Origin of the sequence: Streptomyces sp. NPDC004134, assembly GCF_042874195.1 — a bacterium.
GTDB lineage: Bacteria > Actinomycetota > Actinomycetes > Streptomycetales > Streptomycetaceae > Streptomyces.
Map to the genome: position 1 here is coordinate 93140 of NZ_JBIAMS010000024.1, position 15517 is coordinate 108656.

The 15517-nt window shown below is 74.7% G+C and carries 15 protein-coding genes; 10 read left to right on the forward strand and 5 right to left on the reverse strand.

The window, feature by feature from the left end; all coding sequences use genetic code 11:
- Positions 1 to 116: 116 nt before the first annotated feature.
- Positions 117 to 1556, forward strand: coding sequence for an adenylosuccinate lyase (gene purB, locus ACFYVJ_RS26555; protein WP_388896238.1), 1440 nt, complete (start codon positions 117 to 119; stop codon positions 1554 to 1556).
- A 37-nt stretch (positions 1557 to 1593) separates the two neighbouring features.
- On the opposite strand, the gene ACFYVJ_RS26560 is transcribed toward purB, so the two are convergent.
- Together ACFYVJ_RS26560 and ACFYVJ_RS26565 are read right to left on the reverse strand one after the other, a co-directional pair.
- A complete protein-coding gene (locus tag ACFYVJ_RS26560; RefSeq protein ID WP_388896241.1) occupies positions 1594 to 2334 on the reverse strand; it encodes an ABC transporter permease in 741 nt (246 codons plus the stop codon).
- A gap of 3 nt (positions 2335 to 2337) precedes the next feature.
- Positions 2338 to 3084: an ABC transporter ATP-binding protein gene (locus tag ACFYVJ_RS26565; protein WP_388896243.1), complete on the reverse strand. Its 747-nt coding sequence runs from the start codon at positions 3082 to 3084 to the stop codon at positions 2338 to 2340.
- A gap of 100 nt (positions 3085 to 3184) precedes the next feature.
- On the opposite strand from ACFYVJ_RS26565, the gene ACFYVJ_RS26570 reads away from it, so the two are divergent.
- Genes ACFYVJ_RS26570 through ACFYVJ_RS26580 form a run of 3 tightly spaced genes read left to right on the forward strand, consistent with a single transcriptional unit; the run spans position 3185 to position 6289 of the window.
- Positions 3185 to 4423: a histidine kinase gene (locus ACFYVJ_RS26570; protein ID WP_388896245.1), complete on the forward strand. Its 1239-nt coding sequence runs from the start codon at positions 3185 to 3187 to the stop codon at positions 4421 to 4423.
- Positions 4424 to 4427: 4 nt separating this feature from the next.
- Positions 4428 to 5087: a response regulator transcription factor gene (locus ACFYVJ_RS26575; protein ID WP_326794399.1), complete on the forward strand. Its 660-nt coding sequence runs from the start codon at positions 4428 to 4430 to the stop codon at positions 5085 to 5087.
- A 44-nt stretch (positions 5088 to 5131) separates the two neighbouring features.
- A complete protein-coding gene (locus ACFYVJ_RS26580) occupies positions 5132 to 6289 on the forward strand; it encodes an ROK family transcriptional regulator (protein ID WP_388896248.1) in 1158 nt (385 codons plus the stop codon).
- A gap of 111 nt (positions 6290 to 6400) precedes the next feature.
- Here the strand turns inward: ACFYVJ_RS26580 and ACFYVJ_RS26585 are convergent, their stop codons facing one another.
- On the reverse strand, positions 6401 to 7138 hold the full coding sequence (locus tag ACFYVJ_RS26585) for a GntR family transcriptional regulator (protein ID WP_388896250.1): 738 nt from the start codon (positions 7136 to 7138) through the stop codon (positions 6401 to 6403).
- 167 nt (positions 7139 to 7305) lie between these two features.
- Between ACFYVJ_RS26585 and ACFYVJ_RS26590 the strand changes: the two genes are divergently transcribed.
- Positions 7306 to 8052 (forward strand): SDR family oxidoreductase, encoded by a 747-nt coding sequence (locus ACFYVJ_RS26590; RefSeq protein ID WP_388896253.1) that lies wholly within the window; start codon positions 7306 to 7308, stop codon positions 8050 to 8052.
- 46 nt (positions 8053 to 8098) lie between these two features.
- Here ACFYVJ_RS26590 and sigJ read toward each other — a convergent pair whose 3' ends face one another.
- Positions 8099 to 8989: an RNA polymerase sigma factor SigJ gene (gene sigJ / locus ACFYVJ_RS26595; RefSeq protein ID WP_388896256.1), complete on the reverse strand. Its 891-nt coding sequence runs from the start codon at positions 8987 to 8989 to the stop codon at positions 8099 to 8101.
- 223 nt (positions 8990 to 9212) lie between these two features.
- On the opposite strand from sigJ, the gene ACFYVJ_RS26600 reads away from it, so the two are divergent.
- From ACFYVJ_RS26600 to ACFYVJ_RS26610, 3 genes are all read left to right on the forward strand, one after another.
- The gene (locus tag ACFYVJ_RS26600; RefSeq protein ID WP_388896385.1) at positions 9213 to 10742 is read left to right on the forward strand and encodes an alkaline phosphatase D family protein; all 1530 of its coding nucleotides are present in this window, start codon (positions 9213 to 9215) and stop codon (positions 10740 to 10742) included.
- A gap of 61 nt (positions 10743 to 10803) precedes the next feature.
- Positions 10804 to 11313: a DUF1990 family protein gene (locus tag ACFYVJ_RS26605; protein WP_388896259.1), complete on the forward strand. Its 510-nt coding sequence runs from the start codon at positions 10804 to 10806 to the stop codon at positions 11311 to 11313.
- 89 nt (positions 11314 to 11402) lie between these two features.
- Positions 11403 to 12068 (forward strand): GNAT family N-acetyltransferase, encoded by a 666-nt coding sequence (locus ACFYVJ_RS26610; RefSeq protein ID WP_388896262.1) that lies wholly within the window; start codon positions 11403 to 11405, stop codon positions 12066 to 12068.
- Here ACFYVJ_RS26610 and ACFYVJ_RS26615 read toward each other — a convergent pair.
- The gene (locus ACFYVJ_RS26615; RefSeq protein WP_388896265.1) at positions 12034 to 13236 is read right to left on the reverse strand and encodes a trans-sulfuration enzyme family protein; all 1203 of its coding nucleotides are present in this window, start codon (positions 13234 to 13236) and stop codon (positions 12034 to 12036) included. The two genes, ACFYVJ_RS26610 and ACFYVJ_RS26615, sit on opposite strands and share 35 nt — an antisense overlap.
- Positions 13237 to 13296: 60 nt before the next feature.
- On the opposite strand from ACFYVJ_RS26615, the gene ACFYVJ_RS26620 reads away from it, so the two are divergent.
- Both ACFYVJ_RS26620 and ACFYVJ_RS26625 read left to right on the forward strand, forming a co-directional pair.
- The gene (locus ACFYVJ_RS26620) at positions 13297 to 13767 is read left to right on the forward strand and encodes an Lrp/AsnC family transcriptional regulator (protein ID WP_388896268.1); all 471 of its coding nucleotides are present in this window, start codon (positions 13297 to 13299) and stop codon (positions 13765 to 13767) included.
- A 56-nt stretch (positions 13768 to 13823) separates the two neighbouring features.
- Positions 13824 to 15509, forward strand: coding sequence for a DUF885 domain-containing protein (locus ACFYVJ_RS26625; RefSeq protein ID WP_388896271.1), 1686 nt, complete (start codon positions 13824 to 13826; stop codon positions 15507 to 15509).
- Positions 15510 to 15517: the final 8 nt, after the last annotated feature.

Consider the following 15517-nt stretch of genomic DNA (forward strand, 5'->3'; position numbering starts at 1 on the left):
CACCGCGCGGACACCGCCCCCTGCCGCCCGCCCCGCGCGGACACCGCGCAGGCCCCCGTACGCCGCCACCGGCCGCCCTCCGCACCCCGTCCGGCGGGCCCGTAGAATCTCCCCACGTGAACAAGCCGCGCATCTCCAACGTCCTGGCCGCCCGCTACGCCTCCGCGGAGCTGGCCGCCCTCTGGTCCCCCGAGCACAAGGTCGTCCTGGAGCGGCAGCTCTGGCTCGCCGTGCTGCGCGCCCAGCGGGATCTGGGGATCGAGGTGCCCGAGGGCGCCGTCGCCGACTACGAGCGGGTGCTGGAGGACGTCGACCTCGCCTCGATCGCCGAACGCGAGAAGGTCACGCGGCACGATGTGAAGGCCCGCATCGAGGAGTTCAACGCGCTCGCCGGGCACGAGCAGATCCACAAGGGCATGACCTCCCGCGACCTGACGGAGAACGTGGAGCAGCTCCAGGTGCGGCAGTCCCTGGAGCTGGTGCGCGACCGCGCGGTCGCGGTGCTGGCGCGGCTGGGCGGGCTGGCCGGCGAGCACGCCGGTCTCGTGCTGGCCGGCCGCTCGCACAACGTCGCCGCGCAGGCCACCACGCTGGGCAAGCGGTTCGCCACCGCCGCCGACGAGTTGCTGACCGCGTACGGCCGGGTGGAGGACCTGCTCGCGCGCTATCCGCTGCGCGGCATCAAGGGCCCCGTCGGCACCGCGCAGGACATGCTCGACCTGCTCGGCGGCGGCAAGGAGGGCGCCGCGAAGCTGGCCGAGCTGGAGGGCCGGGTCGCCGGCCACCTCGGCTTCGCCCGCGCCTTCACCTCCGTCGGCCAGGTCTACCCGCGCTCGCTCGACTACGACGTGGTCGCGGCGCTGGTGCAGGTCGCCGCCGCGCCGTCGTCGCTGGCGAAGACGATCCGGCTGATGGCCGGGCACGAGCTGGTCACCGAGGGCTTCAAGCCGGGCCAGGTCGGCTCGTCCGCGATGCCGCACAAGATGAACACCCGCTCCTGCGAGCGCGTGAACGGCCTCATGGTAATTCTGCGCGGGTACGCCTCGATGACCGCGGAGCTGGCCGGCGACACCTGGAACGAGGGCGACGTGTCCTGCTCGGTGGTGCGCCGCGTGGCGCTGCCGGACGCGTTCTTCGCGCTCGACGGGCTGCTGGAGACGTTCCTGACGGTGCTGGACGAGTTCGGCGCCTTCCCGGCCGTGATCGCCCGCGAGCTGGACCGCTATCTGCCGTTCCTGGCCACCACCAAGGTGCTGATGGCGGCGGTACGGGCCGGGGTCGGCCGGGAGGAGGCGCACGAGGTCGTCAAGGAGCACGCGGTCGCCGCGGCCCTGGCGATGCGCGAGCGCGGCGCCGAGCGCAACGAACTCCTCGACCGGCTCGCCGCCGACGACCGCATCCCGCTGGACCGGGACCGGCTGGAGGCGCTGATGGCCGACCGGCTGTCGTTCACCGGCGCGGCCGAGGAGCAGGTGGCGGCGGTGGCGGCGCGGGTCGAGGACGTCGTCAAGCGGCACCCGGAGGCGGCGGGGTACGCGCCCGGCGCGATCCTGTGACGCCGCCCGCCCCGGCCCCGTAGCGGACCGCGCTGCGCTACGCGTCCCGCCGCCGCATCGTCCACCAGCCGGCCAGCACCGCCGCCCCCGTCCAGAGCGCGGTGACGGCCAGCCCGGCGAGCGGCGCGAGGCCGGCCGGCGGTTCCGCGAAGAGCACCTGCTGCCCGGCCCGGTCCGGCAGGTAGTCCGCGACTCCCGCCGACGAGCCGACGCCGAGCACCATCGAGACCACCAGCACGAACGGGATCAGGATGCCCAGCACCGCGATGCCGCTCCGCAGCACGGCGGCGAGCCCCGCGGCGAGCAGCGCCATGAGCGCGAGGTAGACGGCGCTCCCCACGACGCCGAGCAGCGCGCCGTCGTCGCCGAGGCCCAGCGCCCGGTCGCCGAGCGCCGCGCCGCCGGCCAGGAAGGACAGCAGCGTCGTGGGCAGCGCGACGGCGAACGTGAGCCCTCCGACGTGGGCGAGCTTGGCCGCGTAGAGCAGCCCGCGCCGGGGCACGGCGGCCAGCGTGGCGCGGATCAGCCCGCTCTGGTACTCGGACGACACGGCGAGCGTGCCGAAGACGATCGCGGCGATCTGACCGGGGCCCACCCCGGTGAGGACGGAGAACAGCGGGTCGAAGTCGCCGTCGACGGTCTCGGCGCCGCCGAGGGCGGCGCTGGCGAGGATTCCGAAGCCGGCGGTGACGAGCAGCACGCACGCCAGCGACCACACGGTGCCGCGCAGCGTCGTGATCTTGATCCACTCGGCGCGGAGCACGGCGGTGGCAGTCATCGTTCAGACCTCCCGGGTCTCGCTGGTGAACTCCGCGGCGGAGGCGGTCAGCCGGAGGTACGCCTCCTCCAGACCGCCCGCGCTGCCCGCGACGAACTCCGCGAGTGGCGCGTCGGCGAGGAGCCTCCCGCGGCCGAGCACCACGAGGTGGTCGGCGTACGCGGCGGTCTCCCCCATCAGATGGCTGGAGACGAGCACGGTGCGGCCCTCGTCGGCCAGTCGGCGCAGCAGCCGCCGGATCCACACGATGCCCTCGGGGTCGAGCCCGTTGGACGGCTCGTCCAGCAGCAGCACGGGCGGGTCGCCGAGCAGCGCGGCGGCGATGCCGAGCCGCTGGCGCATGCCGAGGGAGTACGTCCGTACCCGCCGGCCCGCGGCGGATTCGATCCCGGTCAGCCGCAGCACCTCGGCGACACGGGCGTCCGGCAGGCCGTTGCTCGCGGCCAGCGCGCGCAGATGGGCGCGGCCGGTGCGGGAGCCGTGGGCGGCCTGCGCGTCGAGCAGGGCGCCGACGTGCCGGAGCGGTTCCGCCAGCTCCGGGTACGGCCGGCCGCCGACGGTGGCGGTGCCGGAGGTGGCCCGGTCCAGGCCGAGGACGAGGCGCATGGCGGTGGACTTGCCCGCGCCGTTCGGGCCGAGGAAGCCGGTGACCCGGCCCGGACGGACGGTGAAGGTCACGGCGTCGAGCGCCCGGACGTCCCCGTAGTCCTTGGTCAGTTCGCGGACCTCGATGGCTGTTGCTGCTGTCATACGGGCCACGCTGCCGGTCGGGAGGGCTCCGGGGCCTCCCCCGCGCGTGGGTCCGGCCTCCCCCGCGCGGGGGAGCCGCGGGCCGGCGGGCGCTGGCACGATGAACGGCATGCCGCGCCTTCTCCGAACCCTCTCCCGCCCGCTGCGGCCGGTGCTGCGGGCGGTGACGTACACCCGCTGGCTGCACTTGTTCATCGCGGCGACACTGGCCCTGCTGGGCGCCTTCATCTGGGGCGTGGAGGACGTGCCGTCGGTGGTCAGCTATGCCGTCCTCGCCCTCGGCCCGGTGCCACTGCTGGCCGTCGCGGCGGCCATCCCCGCCACCCGGCTCCTGGAGACGATGCAGGCCCGGCTCCTGCTGTTCCCTGGTCCGCACGGCACAGAGGCGCAGCCGGATCCGGGACTCGCCCGCACGCCGGCCGTCTCGTGGGCCGACCGCGGCCGGGTGTTCGTCTGGCTGGTGCTGCGGATGTGGGTGGGGCTGCTGGCCTCCGTGGTCGGTATCCAGGGCATCTTCCTGGCCGTCGCGCTGACCTCCGCGCATCACTGGTCCTCCTTCGAAGAGGAGGTCCTGCTGCTGCCGGGCTCGTGGCACGGGTCGTACCCGCTGCTCATCCCGGTCGTGGTGCCGGTTCTGCTGGCGGCCGGCTGGGGGTTCGGCGTGCTGATCGCGGCGCTGGCGCCGCGGCTGCTCGGGCCCTCGGCCGCCGAGCGGCTGGCCGTGCTGGAGGAGCGCACCGAACGGCTGCTGGAGCACAACCGGCTCGCGCGCGAGCTGCACGACACCATCGGGCACGCGCTGACCGTCGCCGTGGTGCAGGCAGGCGCGGCGCGGGCGGCGGGGTCGCCGGAGTTCACGGAGCGGGCGCTGGGTGCGATCGAGGACACCGGCCGGGAGGCGCTGGAGGACCTGGAGCGGGTGCTGCGGCTGCTGCGGCAGGAGGGTGCGCCGCCGTCCCGGCGGCCCGGGCTGGCCGAGGCGGAACGGCTGGTGGCCTCCGCGCGCGGCGCCGGCGCGGAGATCAGCGCGGAGATCGAGGGGCCGCTGGAGTCGGTGCCGGGGCCGGTGTCGCGGGAGGGCTACCGCATCGTGCAGGAGTGCCTGACGAACGTCCTGCGGCACGCGGGCCCGGTGCCGGTCAGGGTCCGTATCGCGGCCTCGGCGGGCGGTCTCGAACTGCACGTGCGCAACCGGCTGCCCGCGGCGGCGGCACCTCCAGGGACCGGCGGCAGCGGCCTGCGCGGCATCCGCGAGCGTGCCGCGCTGCTCGGCGGCGAAGCGGTCGCCGGCCCCTCCGACGGCGAGTGGCGGGTGCGCGTCACGCTGCCGATACAGTGACGCCGTGCCCGTCTCCGTCCTCCTCGTCGACGACGACGCCCTGGTCCGCGCCGGGCTGCGGGCGATCCTCGAGGCGCAGCCGGACATCGAGGTGGCCGGCGAGGCCGCCGACGGCGCGGCCGTGATCCCCCTCGTACGGCAACTGGCGCCGGACGTGATCGCGATGGACGTACGGATGCCGCTCATGGACGGCATCGAGGCCACCCGCGCCGTGCTCCGCGCCTTCCCGGAACCGCCGAAGATCCTCGTCGTGACCACCTTCGAGGAGGACCGGTACGTGTACGGGGCGCTGCGCGCGGGCGCCGACGGGTTCCTGCTCAAGCGGGCCCGGCCGGCGGAGATCGTGCACGCCGTGCGGCTGGTCGCCGAGGGCGAGTCGCTGCTCTTCCCGGCCGCGCTGCGGTCGCTGGCCGCCGGGCACGGCAACGACGAGGCGCGCGCGGCGCTGGCGGCGGCGCGGCTGACCGAACGGGAGGGCGAGGTGCTGCGGCTCATCGCCCGCGGGCTGACGAACGCCGAGATCGCCGCGGAGCTCGTGCTGGGCACCGAGACGGTCAAATCGCACGTCAGTGCGCTCCTGGCGAAGCTGGGGGCCCGGGACCGCACGCAGGCGGTGATCACCGCGTACGAGTCGGGGTTCGTCGCTCCCGGCGCGGCCGGATAGCGGATACGATCCGCTATCCGGAAGCACGCTCAGGGAGGCTGACGTTGGCGCAGCTCACCGGCGGGGATCCGTCCCTGCTGCGGCGGATCAACTCCGCCGTCGTCCTGCGCGCGCTGCGCGACGCGGGCTCGGCGACGCTGACCGAACTGGTGCGGACCACCGGGCTCTCGCGGCCCACCCTGGACGGCGTGCTGGAGGGCCTGGCCGCCAGCGGCCTGGTGGTGGAGGCCCCGGCAGACGAGGGCACGACCCGGCGCCAGGGCCGGCCCGCCCGCAAGTTCCGCTTCCACGCCGAGTCCGGCCATCTGCTGGGCATCGAGATCGGCCCGCACCGGGTCTCCGTCCTGCTCTCCGACCTCGACGGCCGGCTGCGCGGCTCGGCGCTGCGCCCGGTGGACGAGACCGCGGAGGCCGACGACCGGCTGGCGAGCGTACGGACCGTGGTGCAGGAGGTGCTGCGCAGGACAGGCGTGGCGCGCAGCACGCTGCGTGCGGTGGGCGTCGGCAGCCCCGGCATCGTCGAGGCGGACGGCATGGTGCGGCTGAGCACGGCGCTGCCGGGCTGGACGGGCCTCAACCTCGCGGAGCGGCTGGGGCGTTCGTTCCGCTGCCCGGTGCTGGTGGAGAACGACGCGAACACCGCCGCGGTCGCCGAGCACTGGAAGGGCGCCGCGCGGCACTCGGCGGACGTGGTCTTCGTCCGCGCCGGGCTGAGCCCCGGCGCCGGGTCGCTGATCGGCGGGCGGCTGCACCGCGGCTTCGGCGGGGCGGCTGGAGAGATCGGGGCGCTGCACCTGCTGGGCCGGGAGGCGACGCCGGAGAAGCTCCTCAGCGTCACCGGGGAGCCGCTGCACCCGCTGGACGAGCCGGCGGTGGCGGAGGTCTTCTCGCTGGCCCAGAACGGCGACAAGCGGGCGCGCCGGGCCGTGGACCGCTTCATGCAGCGGCTGGTCCACGACGTGGCCGCGCTGGTGCTGGCGCTGGACCCGGAGCTGGTGGTGATCGGCGGCTGGGCGGCGGGCGTGGACGACGTGCTGGAGCCGCTCCACGCCGAGCTGGCCCGCTACTGCCTCCGGCCCCCGGAGGTCGTGCTGTCGCTGCTGGGCGAGGCGGCGGTGGCCACGGGCGCGTTGCGGCTGGCCCTCGACCACCTGGACGAGGAGTTGTTCGCCGTGGAGAGCACGGTCACCGCGCGGCGGTGAGCCGGCGGGCCGACGGCCGGACGGGGTGTGCGCTCCCGGCCCGGCCGTCTCGCTGCGGCATCGTGCTCCGCGCGGGGTGTCCCGCCGGGTCCGTACGATCCCGGCGGCGGCTCAGCTCGCCAGCACCGCCGCGTCCGCGTCGAGGGTGAGCCGGCAGGTGTCCGCGCGGTACGTCGAGACCGCGACGGCGGCGGTGCGCCCCCGGGAGACGTAGCGCGTGGTGACCACCAGCACCGGGGCGCCCGGCAGCCGGTCCAGCTCGCGAGCGTCCTCCGCGCGCGCCGAGCCCAGCTCGACGGTGCGGTCCTGGCCCTCCAGCGGCAGCCGGTGCAGCTCGTGCAGCACGTTGCGGGCGCGGACGGCGCCGGCGGAGGAGTCGCCGCGGCTGAAGCCGGGTGCGGAGACGCCCGGCACGTAGATCAGCTCGGCGGCGACCGGCTGCCCGTTGCGGCTGCGGGAGCGGTGCACCCGGTGCACCGGCTCCGTCGCGTCGGTGCCGAGCATGCGCGCGACGGCCGCGGGAGCCGCGACCGCGGCGGCGTCGACGGCCTCCCAGCCGTCGTCGGCCTCGCCCGGCCACATCTCGCGCGGGGAGCCCACCGGCACGCCGACGCGCGGCGGCGCGACGGTCGTGCCCACGCCCCGCCTCCGTTGCAGCCGGCCCTCCAGCTCCAACTGGTCGAGCGCCTGCCGCAGAGTCGCGCGGGCGACGCCGAATCGGGCCGCCAGCTCGCGCTCGTTGGGCAGGATCTCCCCTACCGAGAACTCCGACTCCAGCGCCTCGCTGATCACACCTTTGAGATGCCAGTACTTCAGCTCGGTCACGGTGTCCGGCTGCGTGGTCCCCACCTGATCCTCGCAATCCCCGTCGGCCTGGCCGCCTTTATGCGCGGTTGTTTATGAAAGGTTGTTGCAGTATCTCTCGCCGACAGTAGGACGCGACCCGGACTTGGTCAAGACCAATGCCCCTGGGGTACGGTCCGTCCGGCGATCGGACGGACGGCGGGAAGGCAGCGATGGACCAGGTCACGGTGGTCACGGGAGGCAGCCGCGGCATCGGCGCGGCGATCGTGCGGAGACTGGCCCGCGCCGGTCACGGCGTGGCGCTCGCGTACGAGCGGGCGGAGGCCGCCGCGGAGGGGGTGGCGGCGGAGGCGCGGGCCGAGGGGGTGGCGTGCGTGGCCGTACGGGCCGACGTGAGCGACCCCGAGCAGGTCGACGCCCTGTTCGACACCGCCCGCGAGCGGCTGGGGCCGGTCACCGCGCTGGTGAACAACGCCGCGATCACCGGGCCGCTGGGCCGCTTCGACGAGACGTCCCTCGACGTGATGCGCCGGGTGCTGGACGTCAACGTCATGGGCACCTTCATCTGCACCCGGCGCGCGGTGCGCGAGATGTCCACCCGGCACGGGGGCGGCGGCGGCGCGATCGTCACCATCTCCTCCGGCGCGGCCACCCTCGGCAGCCCCGGCGAGTACGTGCACTACGCGGCGAGCAAGGCCGCCGTGGACACCATGACGCTCGGCCTGGCCAAGGAGCTGGGGCCCGAGGGCGTACGGGTCAACTCCGTGCAGCCCGGGATGACCGTCACCGACATGCATGCGGCGATGGGCGACCCCGAGCGGCCGTGGCGCAACCCGGAGCGGGTGCCGATGCGCCGCCCCGGCGAGCCCGAGGAGATCGCCGGCGCGGTGGCGTGGCTGCTGTCCGCGGAGGCGTCGTACACCACGGGCGCGGTGCTGCGGGTCTCCGGCGGGCTCTAGCCGTCCGCCGCGGCGGCCGGAGCCGCCACGTGCGCCGCGGGGCCCGTTACGCGCGGACGCCGCGGAGCTTGTCCGGGTTGCGGATGACGAAGATGCGGGCGATCACGCCGTCCCGGAGCTGCGGCACCATGACCGTGTCCGGCTCGCCCTTCGACAGGAGCAGCAGCCCGGGCTGGCCGTTGATCTCGCGGAACACCAGCTCCGGCTCCGGCACCTCGTGGATGCCGCTCGCCCTGCCGATGAAGATGCGGGCCGTCTTGTCGGCGCCCTCGATGACGCGGCGCGGCGCCTTCGCCTTGCCGCCGGAGTCCGAGATCACGTCCACGTCCGGGGCCAGCAGCGCCATCAGCCCCTCCAGGTCGCCGCCGGCGGCGGCTTCGAGGAACCGTTCGGTGATGTCGCGCTGCGCGGCGGTGTCCACGTCATAGCGCGGCTTGCGCTGCGTGACGTGCCGGCGGGCGCGGCCGGCGAGCTGGCGCACGGCGTCCTCGGAGCGTTCGAGCATCGCGCCGATCTCCGCGTACGGGAAGCCGAACGCCTCCCGGAGCACGAAGACGGCCCGCTCCAGCGGCGACAGCGACTCCATCACCACGAGCATCGCCAGCGTCACCGACTCGGCGAGCAGCGCCCGCTCCGAGCTGTCCGGCGGCGTGTCCCCCAGCAGGTCGGTGGCCAGCGGCTCCGGGAGCCAGGAGCCGACGTACGCCTCGCGCCGCGCCTGCGTCTGACGCAGCCGGTCGAGGGAGAGGCGGGTGGTGATGCGCACGAGGTAGCCCCGCGCGTCGCGGACCTGCTCCCGGTCCGCGGCCGACCAGCGCAGCCAGGTGTCCTGCACCACGTCCTCGGCGTCGGCGAAACCGCCGAGCATGCGGTACGCCACGCCCATCAGGACGGATCGGTGCTCCTCGAAGACGTCAAGATCGGTGCCGTATGCCACCCCTCCATATCACCTGACGAGACACCCGCCTGTCCAATCCGGCCGCTCCCGGAGCCCTCCGCCGCGCGGCGCACTTCCCGCATTGCAGGGGCAGTTGTTCACTTGTCGTTCGTGCCACGGGCAACACACGCCGGTAGGTCTGACGGCGCACGAGATCCGCACGTCGACGGGAGACCAGGTGAACACGGGAGACAGAGCGAGCGGCGGCCCCGCGCGCCGGTCGGTGCTGCGCGGCGGCCTCGCGGCGTCCGCAGCGCTGGCGGTGCCCACGCTGTCCGGCGGCGCGCCCGCGCAGGCGCTCGCCGGCCGGCCGGGGGCGGCGTGGGGCGTACAGGTGGGCGACGTGACGGCCCAGGGCGGCACCGTGTGGGTGCGCGCCGACCGCCCGGCGCGGATGGTCGTGGAGACCTCCGCGACGGACTCGTTCCGCAAGGTGCAGCGCCGCCGCGGCCCGTTGCTCGGTCCTGGCACCGACTACACCGGCACCGTACGGCTGCACGGGCTGCCGCCCGGTGAGCAGGTTTACTACCGGGTGGTGCTGGAGGACGCGGACGACCCGCGCCGCTCCGGCGAGCCGGTCGCGGGCACGTTCCGTACGGCCCCCGGGCGCCGCCAGGACGTGCGCTTCGTCTGGTCGGGCGACGTCGCGGGCCAGGGCTGGGGCATCAACCCCGACCGCGGCGGCTACCGGGTGTACGCGGAGATGCAGGGGCTCGATCCCGACTTCTTCCTGCACAGCGGCGACACCGTATACGCGGATGGGCCGCTGAGCGCCGAAGTTCCGCTGCCCGACGGCACGGTGTGGCGCAATCTGGTCACCGAGGAGAAGTCGAAGGTCGCCGAGACGCTCGCCGAGTACCGCGGCAACTTCCGCTACAACCTGCTCGACGAGAACGTGCGCCGCTTCAACGCGCAGGTGCCGATCGTCGTGCAGTGGGACGACCACGAGGTGGTCAACAACTGGTACCCGGGCGAGATCCTGACGGACGAGCGGTACACGGAGCGCCGCGCCGACGTGCTCGCGGCCCGCGCGCGGCAGGCGTTCGCCGAGTACTTCCCGGTGCCCACGCTGGGCGCCGACGGCGCCGGGCGGGTCTACCGCAAGGTCTCGTACGGGCCGCTGCTCGACGTCTTCGTGCTGGACATGCGCACGTACCGCAACGCCAACTCCGACGGGCTCGCCCCCGACGACGTCCACGGCATCCTCGGGCGCGACCAACTGGCCTGGCTCAAGCGGGAGCTCCAGCGCTCCCGCGCGGAGTGGAAGGTCATCGCCTCCGACATGCCGCTGGGCCTGGTCGTGCCGGACGGCACGAACATCGAGGCCGTGGCGCAAGGCGACCCGGGCGCGCCGCTGGGGCGTGAGCTGCAGGTCGCCGAGTTGCTGCGGCACATCAAGCAGCGGCGGATCACCGGCACCGTGTGGCTGACCGCGGACGTGCACCACACCTCCGCGCAGCACTACGACCCGGCGCGGGCGGGGTTCAAGGACTTCGCCCCGTTCTGGGAGTTCGTCACCGGGCCGCTGCACGCGGGCGCGTTCCCCGGCAGCGCGCTGGACGGCACGTTCGGCCCCGAGCGGGTGTTCCTCAAGGCGCCGCAGACGGGCAACGTGGCGCCGAGCCAGGGCTTCCAGTTCTACGGCGAGGTGCAGATCGACGGCGGCAGCCGCGAGCTGACGGTGCGGCTGCGCGAGGAGGGCGGCGCGGTGCTGTTCACGAAGGTGCTGCAGCCGGGGCTCGTCGGGCAGTAGCCGGAACGTCCGCGGACGCCCCGCGGCGGCGCGTCGCCGGCCGGCGCGTACGCTGCGGGGCGTGGACGACCTCACGTACGCCCCGGTCGGCGCCACCCGCGAGGGCCGCAGTCCCGCGGGCTTCGACTCCTTCGCCGTACGCACCCGCATAGGCGCGGGACCGGCGGCGTACCGGGCGGCGACCGAGGCGGTGCTGACGTTCCGGATGCACCGGGCGGTCGGGGTCACCATCGACGCGGAGGGGCCGCGCGCCGCGCCCGGCGTGCGGCTCGTCGTCGGCCTGGGCCGGCGGCCGCTGCGCATCCTCGCGCCCTGCCGCGTGGTGTGGGCGGAACAGGGCGAGCGGCGCGGCGGGTTCGGGTACGGAACCCTCGCGGGCCACCCGGAGACGGGTGAGGAGGCGTTCGTCGTGGAGTGGGCGGACGACGGTGCCGTCTGGCTGACCGTCACGGCGTACAGCCGCCCGGCCGCGCGGTGGGTGGCAACCATGGGACCGCTCCTCGGCGTCTTCCAGCGGGGGTACGCGCGGCGCTGCGGCCGGGTGCTGCGGCGGCTCGCGAACGTCGGCTGAAAACCGCCCTCATAGGTCCGATTCACCCTTTACCATCCGGTCACAGCTCGTTCTTGATCACGCAATACCCGTCCGGAAAGCTGGAGTTCATGGCCGATCACACCGCACCGAGGGGGCAGGGCCCGCGGCGCGCGTCCGCGGCGCCCGGTCCGTACACGATCGCCGCCGTCCTCCGGGCGGGTGGCAGGGCCCACCCCGTGACGGACCGCCGTCCGGGGGCGCGCCCGCCGCGCCGCCGGGACGCATCGGGGCCGAGGGCCGCCAGCCCCCTCACGGTCCGCGACGCCGGGCCCGAGGACCACGACGCCGCGCTGGCACTGCACCGGCGCTGCTCCCGGCGGACCCTGGCGATGCGCTACCAGGGCCCGCCCGACGAGGCCGACGGCTATCTGCCCCACCTGCTGAGCCCGCACTTCGGCCGGACGCTGGCGGTGCAGACGGCCGGCGGCCGGCTGGTGGCCCTCGGGCACCTGCTGTGGGACGACGACGAGGCCGAGCTGGCGCTGCTGGTGGAGGACGCCTGGCAGCGCCGCGGCCTGGGCACCGACCTGGTGCGCCGGCTGCTGACGACGGCCGCCGGGATGGGCTACGGCAGCGTGTACGTGGTGACGCGGTCGCTGGACGCCGCCATGGACGCCACCCTGCGCAAGGCGGGCGTCCCACTGGAGTACCAGGTGGAGGGCGCCACCCTCGTCGTCACCGCGCACCTGGACGAACGGCTCACCCCCGCGACGGGTCCCGCCGGACCCCGCTGACCGCGGCGCCGCTCGCCCCTGCGGCCGGGGGCGGCCCGCCGGCCGCGTCGAGCGCCGCGCTCAGGTCCGCCCACAGGTCGTCCACGTCCTCCAGGCCGACCGACATCCGCAGCAGCCCCTCGCCGATGCCGCCCGAGCGGCGGTCGGCCGGGTCGACGATGCGGTGGCTGATCGAACCCGGGTGCTGGATGAGGGTGTCGACGCTGCCGAGGCTCACCGCCGGGGTGATCAGCCGCACGGCGCCGATGACCGCGTGCGGGTCGCCGCGCACCTCGAAGGCGACCATCGCGCCGCCGAGCCGCGGGTAGCGCACCCGGGTCACCGCGGGGTGGCCGGCGAGCCGGCGTGCGAGTTCCGCGGCGGTGCCGGACTGGGCCCGTACCCGCACCGGAAGGGTCGACAGGCCGCGCAGCAGGAGATAGCCGGCGAGCGGGTGGAGCACGCCGCCGGTGGCGAAGCGGATCCGGCGCAGCGCGCCGGCCAGTTCCTCGTCGCAGGCGATGACGCCGCCCATCACGTCGCCGTGGCCGCCGAGGTACTTGGTGGCGCTGTGCAGCACGAGCCGGGCGCCGTGCTCGGCGGGGCGCTGCAGGACGGGGGTGGCGAAGGTGTTGTCGACCAGCAGCGGGACCGAGCCGCAGGAGTACGCGACGGCCCGCAGGTCCGTCTCGGCGAGCGTGGGGTTGGCGGGGGTCTCGACGAGCACCAGCCCGGTGTCCGGGCGGAGGGCGTCGGCGATGCCTGCCGGGTCGGTCCAGGTCACCTCGGTGCCGAGGAGCCCGCTGTCGAGCAGGTGGTCGCTGCACCCGTAGAGCGGCCGGACGGCGACGACGTGCCGCAGGCCGAGGCTGCCGCGCACCAGCAGGCAGGCGCTGAGCGCGGCCATCCCGCTGGCGAACGCGACGGCCGACTCGGTGCCTTCCAGCCGGGCCAGGGCCTGTTCGAAGCGGGCGACGGTGGGGTTGCCGATCCTGCCGTAGACCTGTGGTCCTTCGAGCGGGGCGCCGGTGGCGGCGAACTGGTCGATACGGGCGGCCTCGCCCCTGCTGTCCGGGGACGGGTAGGTCGTGGACAGGTCGAGCGGGGCGGCGTGCAGGCCGAGGGCGGCGAGGTCTTCGCGCCCTGCGTGCACGGCCTCGGTGGCGAGTGAACGCGTCGGGGTCTCCATGCCCCCGATGCTGAAGCTCGTACGGGCTCGGGCGGGCAGCGCCCGTGCTATGTTCGGCCGATGCCCGATTCACCCGCTCTCGATCCGGTGGACCTGGAGATTCTGCGGGTGCTGCAGAACGACGCCCGGACCACCAACCGCGATCTGGCCGCCGCCGTCGGCGTCGCGCCCTCCACCTGCCTGGACCGCGTGGCCCGGCTGCGCCGCGCCGGCGTGATCACCGGCCACCGGCTCGGGATCGATCCCGCGCGGCTCGGCCGCGGGCTGGAGGCCCTGCTGTCGGTGCAGGTGCGCCCGCACCGCCGCGACCTGATCGGCCCGTTCGTCGAGCGGGTCCGCTCGCTGCCCGAGTCCCGCGCGCTGTTCCACCTCACCGGGCCCGACGACTACCTCCTGCACGTCGCCGTACGCGACGCAGCGGACCTGCAGCGGCTGGTGCTGGACGAGTTCACCTCGCGCCGGGAGGTGGCGCGGGTGGAGACGCGGCTGGTCTTCCAGCACTGGGAGTGCGGGCCGCTGCTGCCTCCGTAGGGCGGAGGCCGTTTTGGTGATGACGGCGCCCGCCCCCGTGTACGAGGATGGCCCGCATGCCCGACTCCACGAACCAGCGAATGCCCCGGCAGGTGGCGGACGCCTATGTCGACGACCTGATCGACCTCGACCCCATCAGCGGCACGATGCTCGGCGTGCCGGAGAGCTCCCGGGCTCTCCCCGACTTCTCCCCCGACGGCCAACAGGCCGTGGCCGAGCTGGGCCGCGCCACCCTTGCGGCCCTGGACGAGGCGGAGCGGCAGCCCGGCGCGGACAGTGACGCGGAGCGGCGCTGCGCGCGGCTGCTGCGGGAGCGGCTGAGCGCCGAACTCGCCGTGCACGACGCCGAGGAGGGCCTGCGGGCCGTCAGCAACATCCACTCCCCCGTGCACCTGATGCGCGAGTGCTTCACGCTGATGCCGACCGCGGGCGAGGACGACTGGTCGGACATCGCCGCCCGGCTGCGCGCGGTCCCGGCGGCGCTCGACGGCTACCGGCGGTCGCTGGCCGCGGGCGTGGACAAGGGCCTGTTCGGCGGGCCGCGGGCGACGACGACGTTCGTCGGCCAGCTCACCGAGTGGGCGGGCGAGGGGCGCGGCTGGTTCGGCGACCTGACCGCCGCGGGGCCCGAGTCGCTCCGCGGGGAGCTGGACGCCGCCGCGGGCGAGGCCACCGCCGCCGTGAGCGCGCTACGCGACTGGATGCGCGACGTGTACGCGCCCGCCGCGGCCGGCTCGCCCGACGTCGTCGGGCGCGAGCGCTACGCCCGCTGGTCGCGCTTCTTCAACGGCGCCGACCTCGACCTGGACGAGTCGTACGCGTACGGCTGGTCGGAATACCACCGGCTGCTCGGCGAGATGAAGACCGAGGCCGCGAAGATCCTGCCCGGCGCCGCCACCCCCTGGGAGGCGCTGAAGCACCTGGACGAGCACGGCACCCACATCGAGGGCGAGGACGCCGTCCGCGAGTGGCTGCAGGGAATCATGGACGAGGCCATCGAGGCGCTCGACGGCACCCACTTCGACCTGGCCGGTCCTGTGCGGCGGGTGGAGTCGCGGATCGCCCCGCCCGGCGGCGCCGCCGCGCCGTACTACACGCCGCCCGCCGAGGACTTCTCCCGCCCCGGGCGCACCTGGCTGCCGACGATGGGCGAGACCCGCTTCCCGGTCTACGACCTGGTCTCGACCTGGTACCACGAGGGCGTCCCCGGACACCATCTGCAACTCGCGCAGTGGGTGTACGTCAAGGACCAGCTCTCCCGCTACCAGTCGACGCTCGGCTGGGTCAGCGCCAACTGCGAGGGCTGGGCGCTCTACGCGGAGCGGCTCATGGACGAGCTGGGCTTCCTCACCGACGCGGAACAGCGCCTCGGCTACCTGGACGCGCAGATGATGCGCTCCACTCGCGTGATCGTCGACATCGGCATGCATCTGGAGCTGCCGATCCCGGACCACTCCCCCTTCCACCCGGGCGAGCGGTGGACACCGGCGCTGGCGCAGGAGTTCTTCGGGATGCACAGCGGGCGGCCCGCGGACTTCGTGGAGAGCGAGCTGACGCGCTACCTGTCGATGCCGGGACAGGCGATCGGCTACAAGATCGGCGAACGCGCCTGGCTGCGCGGCCGGGACGCGGCGCGCAAGGCGCGCGGCGCGGACTTCGACGCGAAGGCGTGGCACATGGCCGCGCTGTCGCAGGGCTCACTCGGCCTCGACGACCTGGAGGCCGAGCTGTCGGCGCTGTGACCCGGCGG

What these genes read in the sequence shown, in the direction of transcription:
- ACFYVJ_RS26590 (WP_388896253.1), top strand. Translation starts at nt 7,306, where the DNA reads ATGGACCAGGTCACGGTGGTCACGGGAGGCAGCCGCGGCATCGGCGCG.
- ACFYVJ_RS26570 (WP_388896245.1), top strand. Translation starts at nt 3,185, where the DNA reads ATGAACGGCATGCCGCGCCTTCTCCGAACCCTCTCCCGCCCGCTGCGG.
- ACFYVJ_RS26610 (WP_388896262.1), top strand. Translation starts at nt 11,403, where the DNA reads ATGGCCGATCACACCGCACCGAGGGGGCAGGGCCCGCGGCGCGCGTCC.
- ACFYVJ_RS26560 (WP_388896241.1), bottom strand. Translation starts at nt 2,334, where the DNA reads ATGACTGCCACCGCCGTGCTCCGCGCCGAGTGGATCAAGATCACGACG.
- ACFYVJ_RS26615 (WP_388896265.1), bottom strand. Translation starts at nt 13,236, where the DNA reads ATGGAGACCCCGACGCGTTCACTCGCCACCGAGGCCGTGCACGCAGGG.
- ACFYVJ_RS26620 (WP_388896268.1), top strand. Translation starts at nt 13,297, where the DNA reads ATGCCCGATTCACCCGCTCTCGATCCGGTGGACCTGGAGATTCTGCGG.
- ACFYVJ_RS26565 (WP_388896243.1), bottom strand. Translation starts at nt 3,084, where the DNA reads ATGACAGCAGCAACAGCCATCGAGGTCCGCGAACTGACCAAGGACTAC.
- ACFYVJ_RS26625 (WP_388896271.1), top strand. Translation starts at nt 13,824, where the DNA reads ATGCCCGACTCCACGAACCAGCGAATGCCCCGGCAGGTGGCGGACGCC.